This is a genomic window from Vibrio sp. 1402 (assembly GCF_033340275.1).
On sequence record NZ_JAWOWE010000002.1, the window covers coordinates 153,513 to 167,544 of the forward strand.

Consider the following 14,032-nt stretch of genomic DNA (forward strand, 5'->3'; position numbering starts at 1 on the left):
ACGTGCCTTTTTAAGTTCCCAGTCAGTCAAAGCGCATTATTAAGAAGAAAAAAATTCACGACGAAAATCCGCGACTTCTTGTTGGTAATAGCTTTGCCATTCCGGTTCTGACAAATTTGAATGGCTTGTGGCTCTCTCTTTTCTGAGCCTGGACTCAAGTTGTTGCAATGCTTGTTGGTAACCTCTGACTTGCTCTTTTTGCTCAGCAATTTGTTGCTCACGAGCGTGAATGTTTTTAGTTTCTTCTTTCGTTAAGTAAGTTCGTTCTAGCTCTGCGATGATCGCCAAGCGATCTGGTAGGCTCATACTATTAGGAATCAGGGTGACCGCACGCTCATATTTTTCCTGGTCGCTTGTTAGCCCGATAGCACCTGCATGTTCTTGCCAGTCAATGGTGAGTTGCTCGAAAGCTCGCAAAAAGTTATCTGGGCTTTGAGTGTCCAGCTTTTGGGCTTCTAAGTTGAAATCGTACAGCGCGAACTCATCCGCAAAAACAACATCAGCCAATTCCCCCCAGATGCTTCTTGCTTCGTTCTTCAGCTGTGCAACACGCGACGCCAGTGATTGTTGCTCATCAAATAACAAATTTCCTACACTCTCTTGCCATTGGCTGCTGAGCTGAGGGTAGTTCGCCAAAAGCTGGAATCGAGCTGAAGATAAATGCGCCTCAAACAAGGCGACCTGCTCTTCACAACTACGGTTCAACATACACTCTTGCCAAAACGTCTCAAGTTCGGCGACAAGTTTCCTGCCTTTGAGTTGAGTTAATCGCTCAGTCGTTATTTGAACTGTGGAAGGGAGCTTAGCGGTTTGTGGTGAAGTATCTGTATCGGGCACGATGCTGCTTGTTTGTGGTGATGTACTGGAGACATTCTGATTTTTTGTCTTAGGGGAAGGAGAGGAAGCGAGCTCTTCTTTTTGAACATCGTGACTGAAAGTTAAAAATATCATGCCCGCCATAATGGCGGACATGATTATCAAAGCGATTTTCTTCATGGCTTGATTGTTGAGCTTACTGGGAAATGGTCAGAAAGGTTGTAGTGTTTCCATAAACTCTCTGCGGTTGTGCGCGGTACGTCTACACGGTTGTCATTGAATGATTTCACCCCGTATTCACTACTCACCATAACATAGTCAAGGTATTCCACGTTTTCGCCACCTGATAACGCTTCACCTGCGAAGTTATTGATACGGGGATCAAAGGTTGACTCCGTGTAACCAGAGTAGTGAGGCTCTATGGCACTTAAGTTAGCGATCATTTGTTGGTAGTCACCAGGAAACTTTCTTTTGTTTACGTTAAAGTCGCCGCTGTATACCACAGTTTCGCTTGAAGGAATGTTAAGAGATTGGGCGAGTGTGCGGATTTGTTTGAACTGGCGCTGACGATACTCACGGGCGGTGTCTGTATCGAAAGATGCGGTATGGGTAGCAAACACATGATAAGCCTGACCACCTTTAATTATTTCCGCATAATTTACGCCTTTATCGGCAAAGCAGTCTGTACCAGAGCAATCGGGAAAGACATATTGCGCTTCATTCACGATAGGGTAGCGACTAACTATGATTACGCCACCATCATGAATATTAACGCCTTCTTTATCTAACATCTTTGTTTGGTAAGGATATTCCTTGGCTAACTCACGTAAGAATGCTTCACGGCCGCTGGCAAACACCTCTTGCAGTGCCAAAACATCGTAACCTTTTACATGTTGAGGAATCAGTTCGTAACGATCTCCAATGTGCGATGCAATAGCCGTCAACGCCCAGATGTTATAAGTCATCAACTTAAGGTTTTGTTCTTCGTTGTCGACAGATTCCGCTACCTTGCTTGGCGTGATGGTGTAGTAAAGATCATCATATCGAGCGGTACTGTCTGACTTAAATGCCAGTTCGGTTTCTCTCGCACCAAAAGCGTTAGTGTTGGCACGATGAATGTTACGATCATCTTTGAGAGATAACTCGACATCGGCTGCGGACAAGCCGTATTCAATGGTCGAATTGTACCAATGGCCTTCCATTATTTGATTGAGTGTTATGCTTTCACCTTCGGGGCTAGAAACCACAGTTTCAAAACGGTAAGTTTGATTTGATTTCACGCCCTCCCAGCGGTTGAAGCTTAATACAGATTTAGTTTCCCACGGACCAAGTACCTGCATATGTTGTTGCCACTCTTCTCCGTATTGAAGCAAATCACTGCCTTCATGTTTTACTTGAATAGTTAACGGTTGATCAGAGTTATTCGTTAGGTAAACGTCGGTATCTGCAATGCTGGGTAACGCTATCAAGCTACTTACTAAAAGGCTCCACTGCGAAAATTTCATCTTATTTTTCCATCATTTGAACTAGAGCAATCATTCTTGTTTATAAATGTTACTTGCACGTTAAATATGGATGACATCTAAGTCAGTGCTGAAAATTGTTATCAGAATGTGATCTTTATTCAATGGTGAGGGTGGAGGTATTGAGTGTGTTGCCGTTGAAGCGGTGGAAAATAATACCAACAGTCAACGAATTGCATTCACTGCAATCAAGCTGTCATCTTTGCTCTATAAGTTGTGCGGCGTCATTCATCTAGCCATATGGCTAGAACTCAAATTGATAGATGGAGCACCATGGCTAGAGCAGTAAATCCAACCGATGAAACCATCATTAAATTGTTACAAGAGCAAGGTCTGATTAGAAGTGAAGCAGAAGCGCGTTTAAAGAAAGAGGTGTACCGCTTGCAGCCTAATGAGATAGCAAAAGTAAAAAATTATGCCCAGCATTTTGGGATAAACGCGAAAGAAAAGCTCATCGATGAGATCTTGGATCTGCGCCGAGAAGCGCTCATGAAAAGATGTAGACACAATACGGAGCATACGACCCTATCTTTAAAATAGCATGTGATAAAACTATCAATTACTGGTCAAGATTTGATCTCTCAAGCCGATGTATATAAGAGCGTTCAATGATATCGAGCGCAAAAAACAGTGCGTTTTAGAGGTTAAGCTTTCACTTAAGTGAGAGGTTTGGAAAGGCTGCGGGGAGAAAGTGCATGCGTATTAAAGACTTAAGTGTCGTAAAGAAAATATCGGTTAGTTATTTAACCGTTTTTGCCGTGTTTGGTTTAGTGTCAGTAATGTTGGTGCAAGGTTTGTTAACACTGAATAAAGACATCTCAGTGCTAACAGATAAAAGTTTACCTTCTGTTGCGATTTTGAAAGGTATCCAAGTTGATATTACTAAAGTGCGTAAAGATGAGTTCTCTTTATTGCCAAACGCAAATCACCCCAAAATTGGTGAGTGGTTAAAAGGCCTCGACCAATGGCGTTCTGATGTGCAGGCTGGTATTGCAGAATACGAAAAGCTCGACCTTAATAAGCGTGAAACGCAGTCCTTTAGCGTTTTTAAAGAAACTTGGAATCAATACATCAAAGAAACGAAGACTTACAACGTATTGCTAAGCCAAGGCGATGCTGAAAGTGCAAATGATGTAATTTTATCAAGTTTCGATACCTACTCAAAAGCGTTGAGCAGCTTGGATGATACCCTCGCGTTGAACGATGAGTTGGTAAATTTGATTGGCGAAGAAGTACAAAGTGAAGCGGCATTTACACAATACAGCGCTGCTGTTGGTGCGCTTGTCGTCGCATTGGTCATGGTAATGTCTGCCATGTTGCTTTCTCGAGTCATCTGCGGGCCTGTTGATCGAGCACTGGAATTCGCTTCCAAAATCGCCAAGGGTCAATTGAATAATCAAATCGACGAAAGCGAATTGAGCAAAGACGAGTTAGGAACGCTGCTCAAAGAGCTTGTCGGTATGCAAACAAACTTACATTCGTTGGTTTCTGAGATTAATGACTCAACGATTCAGCTAACGGCAGCAGTAGAGGAAGTGAGTGCTATTTCTTCTCAGACCGCCTCTGGTATGCAAAATCAACAAATTGAACTTAGCTCGGTGGCTTCTGCGATGACAGAGATGCAAGCTGCTGTAAGTGAAGTGGCACAAAATACCGAAGTTGGCGCAACCTCTGCTTATTCGGCTGCGGAAGTGGCAAAGCAAGGAACGGCGACGTTACAACAAACTATCGCAGTAATTGAGCGTGTATCACATACGATCCAAGAATCAGATGAACTGGCACGTGAGCTTGAATCGAGCTCAAACAATATCAATGTGGTCGTCGATGTGATCCGCGGGATTGCCGAGCAAACAAACTTGTTAGCACTGAACGCCGCAATTGAAGCCGCTCGGGCTGGTGAACAAGGTCGTGGGTTTGCTGTTGTGGCAGATGAGGTTCGTTCTCTGGCGCAACGCACTCAAGACTCCACTTCACAAATTGTGGAAATTGTTAATCAGCTACAAGAGAGCAGCAGTAAAATAGGGCATTCAAGCCGTGATTGTCAGGAGGGTATTTCTCAGTGTGTTGAGCAAGTTAATGACGCTGATAGCCAGATAAAAGAAATTGAACATTCTGTCGATAACATAGCGCAAATGAGCACACAAATCGCAACGGCGTGCAGTGAGCAGAATTCTGTATCCGAAGAGCTGAATCGCAGTGTGGAGCATATTAATAGTGCTTCAACAGAGATGGCTGAGGGAGCTTCACAAACGGCTGTGGCTTGTCAGCAGATTAGTAGCCTAGCGCACAACTTGAAAACTCGAATGGGTTCATTCCAGCTCTAGTTGTTGTGTTTCAGCTTTATTCCTAACCTCATTGCTACAATAAATAAGCCGGACGAAATTTCCGGCTTATTTATTCTCTGTCTATATAAGTTCAGAGTATGCTCAACCTTGGGAGAATATGCTCGCTAGGCTGGAATACCACTGTGAAACTTAAAATCTGTATCTGGCGTAGAAATTAAATCTGCCTCTATACGTCCAAAGTAGGCGATGCGCTCGCTGATATCTTTGCCTGCGATTTGCTCCGCTAATACAAGATAATCCTGGTAATGGCGTGCTTCTGAACGTAATAAAGAAATGTAGAACTTTGCGATATCGTCATCCATATGTGGTGCTAGTTTGGCAAAACGCTCACAAGATCGGGCTTCGATGTACGCACCAATGATGAGTTTATCGATCAGCGTTTCCGGCTCATAAGTCTTCATATGCGAAATCAGTCCTTTAGCATAGCGACTTGCTGGAATATTTTTATACTCAATTCCACGACTTTCCATGATCTCTAAAACTTGATAAAAGTGGTGTAACTCCTCTTTTATCAAAAGCACCATCTTATCGATCAAATCTTGGCTGTATGGTGAGTCGGACTTAGCCATGATTGACTTAGAAATATTGCTCTTGCCTTTTAAAGTTTCCAATGAGCCTACGTTACGGTAAGCAAAATCTTCGTAGGGCTTAAACCAGTCAAGTAGAGCATGTGAACTGGATTGGTCAACGGCATACTTACGAATTAAAAACATGGCAGATTGGCCAGCTTTTAGTTCGCACAGTAGGTGGTCTAACAAAATGGTTTGAAGGTTCTCTGGTTTCTTTGCTTCCTCTACCCATTCATCAGGTGTACTGCATTGCAGAAATTGGTTAATGGGAGCAAGAAGATCTTGATAGGCGTCTAGATTCATCATTTTAGTTTTAGTACTTCACATTTTTATTGGGCATATCCGTTGTCTTGCGGATAGAAAAAAGGCTGCAATTGCAGCCTTTCTTGACCTGAAGTGAATGTTACCACTTTTTCTTCTCGCCGAAGAGTGCTTCCATGTCATTGTCACGCTCTTTGTCAGCAATCTGCTGCATTTCGGCATCGCTTTTATCTTGGCGCTTTTTATCTAAGTCACCTAACATCTCTTCAAGCTTTTGTTTCGCTTGAATAGAATAAGGATCGCTCTTAGTGCTCAAAGCATCGATACCTTTACGCAGCAGTTGAAGCGCGGTGCCTGGTTGGCCACGAGAGATAGAGTCGTTTGCTCTTTTGATGACATTTTCAATGTTGATGCGAATTTGCATCGTTTCCAAGCGCGCATTTTCGGTGACGTAGGTCTGGGTATCCAATCGGCCTTTGTTGTGCTCGTTACGGATAGTGTCGCGAAGTCGTTTAACCAGCTTAAGCATGACGATAGCTTGTTTATCACTACTCGGCATCTTGAAAGTGGTACTCTCGCCTGTAGGGCCATTCTCTTTTAGCTGCGTAATCTGCTGCTTCATATTTTCGATACGTTGAGCAAGTTGCTTGTTCTTCGGATCCAGCTCATGCATGCTCTCTAGCGCGTCAAGAATACGATTGTTTAGACACAGCAACAGCTCTTTACTAAAAGGGATATGGTGCGCATGACCAATCAACTCTTCAGTACCATCTATCAAGGCTACATATCGTGCTGATTCCTGCCTTTTTGCGGTTTCAACTTTAACCTTATATTGCAACATAATGTTATAGCCTAGGATTAACACCAGTAGGATGGCTACCAAAGCGATTATTAAACCAATATTCATATCTTTGCGTCTGCTTTACTTTTCTGCGGCTAGCGTTAAAGAATACATGAATCTTATCTTACTCGGCACCTTATTTGTTTGATTATTTTGTCTCTCCCACGTTTTAGTTACTGATAGAAGTCACATCATAGAACTTCGGTCATTTATTGGCTCAACTTTGTGCATATTGTTTCTTGCTTGAAGATTATTAGTATGTGATTGAGGTATAAGTTAGAAATTGCTGTTCATTTCGATTTGAACGCGTTATAACTAATTATTATATCGCTCGCTTGAGTGGCCAATAAACTCTCTCATGAATAAGTAAGGGATTACGATGAAACTGCAGCAGCTGAAGTATATTGTTGAGGTTGTAAACCATAATCTGAATGTATCTGCAACGGCGGAAAGCTTATATACCTCTCAGCCAGGTATCAGTAAACAGGTTCGGTTGCTGGAAGACGAGTTAGGCATTCAGATTTTTGAACGTAGCGGTAAGCACTTAACGCAAGTGACGCCAGCTGGAGAAGAAATTGTACGTATCTCTCAAGAAATTCTCGCTCGTGTAGAAAGTATCAAAGCGGTGGCTGGAGAGCACACCCATCCAGAAATGGGGACGCTGAATATCACCACGACACATACGCAGGCTCGTTATGCACTGCCAGATGTCATCAAAGGTTTTACTTCTCGTTATCCAAAAGTGTCGTTACACATGCACCAAGGTACACCGTCACAAATGTCTGAGGCGATAGCTAAAGGCACAGCGAATTTTGCGATTGCGACAGAAGCGCTTCACTTATATCAAGATGCCATCATGCTGCCTTGTTATCACTGGAATCGTTCAATAGTTGTGCCTAAAGACCACCCACTAGCGAAGAAAGACAAAGTAACGATCAGTGATCTTGCCGCTTACCCATTAGTCACTTACGTGTTCGGTTTTACTGGCCGTTCAGAGCTGGATACAGCATTCAACCGCGAAGGTTTAACCCCGCGAGTGGTGTTCACTGCAACTGATGCAGACGTCATTAAAACTTACGTTCGTATGGGTATTGGTGTGGGTGTGATTGCAAGCATGGCTGTGGATGAAGAGCAGGACGGTGACTTGGTTGCAATAGATGCGAGCCATTTGTTTGGTGCGAGCACCACGAGCATCGGCTTCCGCCGTGGTACATTCTTACGCTCTTACATGTTCGATTTTATGGAGCGTTTTGCACCGCACTTAACGCGTCCAGTGGTTGAGCAGGCGATTTCGTTGAAGTCTAATGCAGAAATCGAAGAGATGTTTAAAGACATCGAGCTTCCGGTGAGATAACACTTCATTGATGTTTCGATTCCCTCTACAATGCGCTCGTTGTAGGGGGAGCTATGAAAACGCAATTTCAATTTATTAATGACTGCTTAATCGAAAACCAATCTTTGTGGCGATTCGAGCCTTTTAAAAGCAGCATTCACACATCATTACCTTGGCAGGAGCAACATCCTCGACTGTGCCAATGGCTAGCGTCTCTTACTCCCTCTCAAATCGAAGAATACAAAGCAGCACCAGAACTCGCGTTAAAAGCACTTAGTCCGTTTTTGCCTGAGCTTGAACAACTCGCAAAACTGACTCATTTAGAGCTTTTGTCGTTAAACGGCTTGGAACTCGCTCGTGGTTTAGATAACGGTATTCCGGGACGTAAGTTGGAGCAAATTAGCTCGATGGGTGAAGCTGCAATTCAACAACACTGTGGCGAAGAATGGCTAGAATGGTGCTCAGGTAAAGGTTACTTGGGGCGAATCCTGACCACGCAAACCGATCAGCCTGTAACCAGCTTTGAATACCAACAAGCACTGTGCGATTCGGGACAACAAGCAGCCAATGAACATCATTGGAAGATGACGTTTATTCAAGGCGACGCGTTTGATAGCAAAGCGAAAGCCGTGTTTAAGCCAACGCAACACGCAGTAGCACTGCATGCATGCGGTGACCTTCACGTTCGTCTAATGCAGTACGGCAGTGAAAATGGGATTGCTGCGATGACCATATCACCTTGTTGTTACCACTTGATTCAGTCGGAACAATACCAGCCGATGTCGGAATCGGGCAGGGCTTCTTCTCTCTCATTGTCTAAGCAAGAACTGCGTATCCCATTACAACAAACGGTGACGGGAGGAGAGCGCGTGCGTCGTCATCGTCAGCAGGAAATGATGTTTCGTCTTGGGTTTGATTTGATCACGCGACAAGCTTTGGGAATGGCAGAGTATCAGCCTGTGCCGAGTATCCGTAAGTCGCAATTAAGTGATGGTTTTGAATCGTTCTGTCGCTGGGCAGCGGAGCAAAAAGGCATTGTTCTTCCTCAAGAAATCGATTTCTCTCATTTTGAAAAGTTAAGCGAACAACGCTTCTGGCAAATGGAGAGAATGAGCTTAGTGCAACTTGTTTTTCAACGTCCGTTGGAGATCTGGCTCGCATTAGATAAAGTGCTTTATCTTGAAGAACGTGGTTACCGTGTTAGATTGTCAGAGTTTTGCCCTAAATCGGTCACACCTAGAAATATTTTAATTTGTGCATATAAGATTTAGTTATTCTTTATAGCCAAACGCTCTATATGAAAAAGCCCACTTATGAGTGGGCTTTTGTAAACAAAACGTGACAAGTTATGTTTTATTTTGTCATTAATTAAACATAGCGATAGCTTGAGTTGGTTCAACGTATTCCAAGTCAAAGCTTTCTGCTACTTCTTTACACGTTACTTTTCCGTGAATAACGTTTAGACCTTCAAGGAAGCCTTTATCTTCTAGAAGTGCTTCGCGGTAGCCTTTATTTGCTAACTTCACGATGTATGGAAGTGTAGCGTTGTTGAGTGCAAATGTTGAAGTGCGAGCAACTGCGCCAGGCATATTTGCTACACAGTAGTGAACCACTTCATCAACGATGTAAGTTGGATCTGCGTGAGTTGTCGCGTGCGAAGTTTCGAAACAACCGCCTTGGTCAATTGCCACGTCAACCACTGCCGCACCAGGCTTCATCTTAGCAATGTGCTCTTTAGTGACCAGTTTAGGTGCTGCTGCGCCAGGAATTAGAACGGCACCGATAACAAGGTCCGCTTCTAGAACATGCTTCTCGATAGCGTCTTCAGTAGAATAAACCACTTTTGCGCGACCTTGGAATTCTTCGTCAAGCTTACGAAGTGTGTCTACGTTACGGTCTAGAATGGTGACGTCAGCGCGAAGGCCAACCGCCATACGAGCAGCGTTTGCACCAACAACGCCACCACCAACGATAACGACTTTTGCAGGTTCAACACCAGGTACGCCGCCTAGGAGCAGACCACGACCGCCGTGCGATTTTTCCAACGTTTGCGCACCAGCTTGGATAGACATCCGACCTGCCACTTCTGACATTGGTGCTAACAGTGGCAAACGACCCATATTATCTGTTACAGTCTCATAGGCTATACAGACAGCTTTGCTCTTGATTAGCTCATCAGTTTGTGGAAAATCTGGTGCTAGGTGTAAATAAGTAAATAAAATTTGCCCTTCGCGGAGCATTGCTCTCTCTACTGCTTGGGGTTCTTTTACTTTTACAATCATGTCTGCTTGCGCAAATACGTCAGCAGCATGAGGGAGAATGGATGCGCCGACAGCGATGTAATCATCGTCTGAAAAACCAATGCCGGCACCTGCATTGGTCTCAACTAAAACTTGGTGACCATGTGAGATGAGTTCTCTCACGCTAGCTGGGATCATACCAACACGATATTCGTGATTCTTGATTTCCTTAGGTACGCCAATGATCATCCTGTATCCTCTTTCTATAATGGTTGTATTAACTGTTAGTAGGGTGTTATTGTCGAATTAATAACTAGTATAGTTATAGATTTGTAAAATTTGGCACCAAATATTAAAAAGTTGTAGTATATTTTTTTGCAAGGAAGTAATAAGGTGGAATAAAAAATGGCAGACAACTATAAAAAGCCGTCCAAGGAACTAGACCGTATCGACCGCAACATTCTTAATGAGCTGCAGAAAGACGGTCGTATTTCAAACGTTGAGCTTTCAAAACGTGTGGGACTTTCTCCAACGCCATGTTTGGAGCGTGTACGTCGCTTAGAGCGTCAGGGGTATATCACAGGGTATACTGCATTATTGAATCCGCAGTTCCTGGATGCATCACTATTAGTATTCGTTGAGATTACGCTAAACCGTGGTGCGCCGGATGTGTTTGAGCAGTTTAACTCAGCTGTTCAAAAGCTAGACGACATACAAGAGTGTCATCTTGTTTCAGGTGACTTTGACTATCTTCTTAAAACCCGTGTATCAGATATGGGTGCTTACCGCCGACTATTGGGCGATACGTTACTACGTCTACCTGGCGTAAATGACACTCGCACATACGTTGTTATGGAAGAAGTGAAACAATCTAACCAGCTTGTGATCAAAACTCGTTAATTTCTTGCAAAGAAAGCGGTATATGCTTCCGCTTTCGCCAGAGAGTAATTGGGTTTTTCTCCTTGATATGGTTAAATCAATTTACCGAGCGGCTTGATGCCGCTCGGAATGTTTTGCAATTTCCTATTTCATTTCCATATTCAAGTTGATTTATGTTCAAAGAGAACGCAAAGAAAGTCGAAACCATTATCAAAACCAGTGAAGAGCCCCAGTCTTCACGCTTAAATGGCTTCCAACGCTTAAAAGAGTGCTGCTTTATCGTTGGCGTTCTTAGCTCGGTATTGCTTGCGGTTGCACTATTTACCTTCAGTCCGGCCGATCCTTCTTGGTCCCAAACCGCATGGGGAGGGGATATCGATAATGCTGGTGGCCTTTTCGGCGCTTGGCTAGCCGATACTCTATTCTTCACATTTGGCTCTCTCGCTTACCCAATCCCTTTCTTGCTAGCGGCGGCTGCATGGGTGATTTGCCGTAAACGAGGAGAAGATGAGCCCATTGATTTCATGCTATGGGGTACAAGGCTGCTCGGTCTGGTCGTCCTTATTATGACCAGTTGCGGTCTTGCCGATATTAATTTTGATGACATTTGGTATTTTTCATCCGGAGGTGTGGTCGGGGATGTGTTGTCTAGCCTCGCTTTACCTACATTGAATGTACTCGGTACCACATTGGTATTGCTGTTCTTGTGGGGAGCGGGCTTTACGCTCTTCACTGGCATCTCATGGCTTAACATCGTGGAATGGCTTGGTGATCGTGCGTTAGCACTAATTGCCGCGCTTGCAAATAAGGCAAGAGGTTCAGAGCAGGAAGTTTTAGAACCTCAGCTTGATGAGTTTGTAGAAGACAAAGTCTCTACGCCTAAACATAATGTAGATTATGAAATTGATGATGAGCCGCTTCCTCATTTAACGGCATACGACGTCGATGAACCGAAAGAATCGGCGCCAGCGCATGAGTATCCTATTTATATGCCGCAAGCGAAACCTGATAAGCCTGCGGAACAGGCGATGGTAGAACCGACGCCACCACAACGCAAGGCTACGGTTAATGCTGCGCCAGTTTATGCTGAACCTGAGCCTCAAACACAACCTATCCATACGGTTAACACTGATAACGTTGATCCGCTCTTGGAACGCACCAAGCAACTGAATGTTACGATAGAAGAGCTTGAAGCAGCGGCGCAACAAGCAGATGACTGGGGAACTGAAGAACAGGCAGCCCCATCATTTGCAGACACTTACTCTTCCTATGTAGAGCCACATACAGCTACAGAAGAACCGATCAGTGTTGAACCAGATTATGCGGAGTACGAACAATTTGAAGCAGAGCAAGTACAGCAGCCAAGTATTGAGCATCCTGTACATGAAGAGCCTGCAATTGATTCTGCTGTATTAGATAGCATCACGGCGCAAACAGAATCGAGCCAACATATTGAGCCTACGATCTCTGACTTTGATGTGTTAGATGATGAAGACGAAGTGGAATCTCAGCCTGCACAGCAAGCACAGCCAACAACGCCTCATCAGCAAGTTGCAACACCTTCAACAACATTTGAACCTGCACCTCAAAAAGTGGAGGTGGAAGAGGTCCAAGACAACGACCAAGATGTTACCGCATTCCAAGATATGGTTTCCAATGCGCAAGCCAAAGTCGCTGCAACACAGAACCCATTTTTGGTACAGAAAGAAGAAAACTTGCCAGTTCCGGAAGAGCCACTCCCAACGCTCGAGTTGCTTTATCATCCAGAAAAACGTGAAAACTTTATCGACCGTGATGCGCTAGAGCAGGTCGCTCGATTGGTAGAGAGCAAACTCGCTGACTACAAAATCAAAGCCGATGTGGTTGGTATTTATCCTGGTCCAGTGATCACTCGTTTTGAGCTTGATTTGGCGCCAGGGGTGAAAGTAAGTCGTATTTCTGGTCTTTCAACTGACTTAGCGCGTGCATTGTCTGCGATGGCGGTACGTGTTGTGGAAGTAATCCCTGGCAAGCCTTACATCGGTTTGGAACTGCCAAACATGAGTCGTCAGACGGTCTATTTATCTGATGTCATCAGTAGCCCTCAGTTTGAGCAAGCAACGTCACCAACAACGGTTGTGCTAGGTCAAGACATTGCGGGCGAAGCTGTGGTGGCAGATCTTGCGAAGATGCCTCACGTGTTAGTAGCAGGTACAACAGGTTCTGGTAAGTCGGTGGGTGTGAACGTGATGATTTTGAGCATGCTGTATAAAGCAGGTCCAGAAGATGTACGCTTCATCATGATTGACCCGAAAATGCTAGAGCTTTCTATTTATGAAGGTATCCCTCATCTTCTTTCTGAAGTTGTGACTGATATGAAAGACGCATCAAATGCTCTGCGTTGGTGTGTGGGCGAGATGGAACGTCGTTACAAATTGATGTCGGCATTAGGTGTACGTAATGTGAAGGGCTTCAACGAAAAATTGAAGATGGCAGCAGAAGCGGGCCACCCAATCCATGACCCGTTCTGGCAAGAAGGCGACAGCATGGATACTGAACCGCCATTGCTAGAAAAGCTGCCTTACATCGTCGTTGTTGTTGACGAATTTGCTGACCTAATGATGGTGGTAGGTAAGAAAGTTGAAGAACTGATTGCTCGCTTGGCGCAAAAAGCGCGTGCGGCAGGTATTCACTTAATTCTTGCGACTCAGCGTCCATCGGTTGATGTTATTACCGGTCTAATTAAAGCTAACATTCCAACTCGTGTTGCGTTTACGGTATCGACTAAAACGGACTCTCGTACAATCCTAGATCAAGGCGGCGCAGAATCACTACTTGGTATGGGTGATATGTTGTATCTACCGCCGGGATCAAGTCATACAACTCGTGTTCACGGTGCATTTGCATCAGATGATGATGTTCATGCTGTTGTAAACAACTGGAAAGCGCGTGGTAAACCGAACTACATTGAAGAGATCATCAGTGGAGATCAAACTCCAGAAAGTCTATTGCCAGGTGAGCAAATGGAAGCGGATGAAGATGTAGACCCGCTCTTCGATCAAGTTGTTGAGCACGTGGTTCAATCACGTCGAGGTTCGGTTTCCGGAGTTCAGCGCCGATTTAAGATAGGTTACAACCGTGCCGCCCGTATTGTAGAGCAGCTTGAAGCTCAGGGCATCGTAAGTGCTCCGGGTCATAACGGTAACCGTGAAGTACTGGCACCTGCGCCACCAAAAGATTAATGAA

The 14,032-nt window shown here is 44.4% G+C and carries 11 protein-coding genes; 6 read left to right on the forward strand and 5 right to left on the reverse strand.

The window, feature by feature from the left end; all coding sequences use genetic code 11:
- Positions 1–39 precede the first annotated feature (39 nt).
- Both R7044_RS04145 and R7044_RS04150 read right to left on the reverse strand, forming a co-directional pair.
- Entirely contained in the window at positions 40–996 is a 957-nt protein-coding gene (locus tag R7044_RS04145) for a hypothetical protein (RefSeq protein WP_064368018.1), read from the reverse strand.
- On the reverse strand, positions 993–2,321 hold the full coding sequence (locus R7044_RS04150) for a sphingomyelin phosphodiesterase (protein ID WP_033905069.1): 1,329 nt from the start codon (positions 2,319–2,321) through the stop codon (positions 993–995). The genes R7044_RS04145 and R7044_RS04150 overlap by 4 nt, the downstream gene beginning before the upstream one ends.
- A gap of 291 nt (positions 2,322–2,612) precedes the next feature.
- Here R7044_RS04150 and R7044_RS04155 point away from each other — a divergent pair, with 291 nt between their 5' ends.
- Both R7044_RS04155 and R7044_RS04160 read left to right on the forward strand, forming a co-directional pair.
- Positions 2,613–2,879 carry a hypothetical protein gene (locus R7044_RS04155; protein ID WP_033905070.1) on the forward strand — a complete coding sequence of 89 codons (267 nt, stop codon included), beginning with the start codon at positions 2,613–2,615 and terminating at the stop codon, positions 2,877–2,879.
- A gap of 155 nt (positions 2,880–3,034) precedes the next feature.
- Positions 3,035–4,663, forward strand: coding sequence for a methyl-accepting chemotaxis protein (locus R7044_RS04160; RefSeq protein ID WP_033905071.1), 1,629 nt, complete (start codon positions 3,035–3,037; stop codon positions 4,661–4,663).
- A gap of 125 nt (positions 4,664–4,788) precedes the next feature.
- On the opposite strand, the gene miaE is transcribed toward R7044_RS04160, so the two are convergent.
- Positions 4,789–5,559, reverse strand: coding sequence for a tRNA isopentenyl-2-thiomethyl-A-37 hydroxylase MiaE (gene miaE, locus R7044_RS04165; protein ID WP_033905072.1), 771 nt, complete (start codon positions 5,557–5,559; stop codon positions 4,789–4,791).
- 97 nt (positions 5,560–5,656) lie between these two features.
- Positions 5,657–6,421: a hypothetical protein gene (locus R7044_RS04170; RefSeq protein ID WP_033905073.1), complete on the reverse strand. Its 765-nt coding sequence runs from the start codon at positions 6,419–6,421 to the stop codon at positions 5,657–5,659.
- A gap of 313 nt (positions 6,422–6,734) precedes the next feature.
- On the opposite strand from R7044_RS04170, the gene cysB reads away from it, so the two are divergent.
- On the forward strand, positions 6,735–7,709 hold the full coding sequence (cysB, locus tag R7044_RS04175) for an HTH-type transcriptional regulator CysB (protein ID WP_005388967.1): 975 nt from the start codon (positions 6,735–6,737) through the stop codon (positions 7,707–7,709).
- Positions 7,710–7,762: 53 nt separating this feature from the next.
- A complete protein-coding gene (locus tag R7044_RS04180; RefSeq protein WP_025766893.1) occupies positions 7,763–8,959 on the forward strand; it encodes a methyltransferase in 1,197 nt (398 codons plus the stop codon).
- 93 nt (positions 8,960–9,052) lie between these two features.
- Here R7044_RS04180 and ald read toward each other — a convergent pair whose 3' ends face one another.
- On the reverse strand, positions 9,053–10,177 hold the full coding sequence (gene ald, locus R7044_RS04185; RefSeq protein WP_005378241.1) for an alanine dehydrogenase: 1,125 nt from the start codon (positions 10,175–10,177) through the stop codon (positions 9,053–9,055).
- A 156-nt stretch (positions 10,178–10,333) separates the two neighbouring features.
- On the opposite strand from ald, the gene lrp reads away from it, so the two are divergent.
- Both lrp and R7044_RS04195 read left to right on the forward strand, forming a co-directional pair.
- Entirely contained in the window at positions 10,334–10,828 is a 495-nt protein-coding gene (gene lrp / locus R7044_RS04190; protein ID WP_005378234.1) for a leucine-responsive transcriptional regulator Lrp, read from the forward strand.
- A 152-nt stretch (positions 10,829–10,980) separates the two neighbouring features.
- Complete coding sequence (locus tag R7044_RS04195; protein WP_033905074.1) at positions 10,981–14,028, forward strand: DNA translocase FtsK 4TM domain-containing protein; 3,048 nt, start codon at positions 10,981–10,983, stop codon at positions 14,026–14,028.
- Positions 14,029–14,032 lie beyond the last annotated feature (4 nt).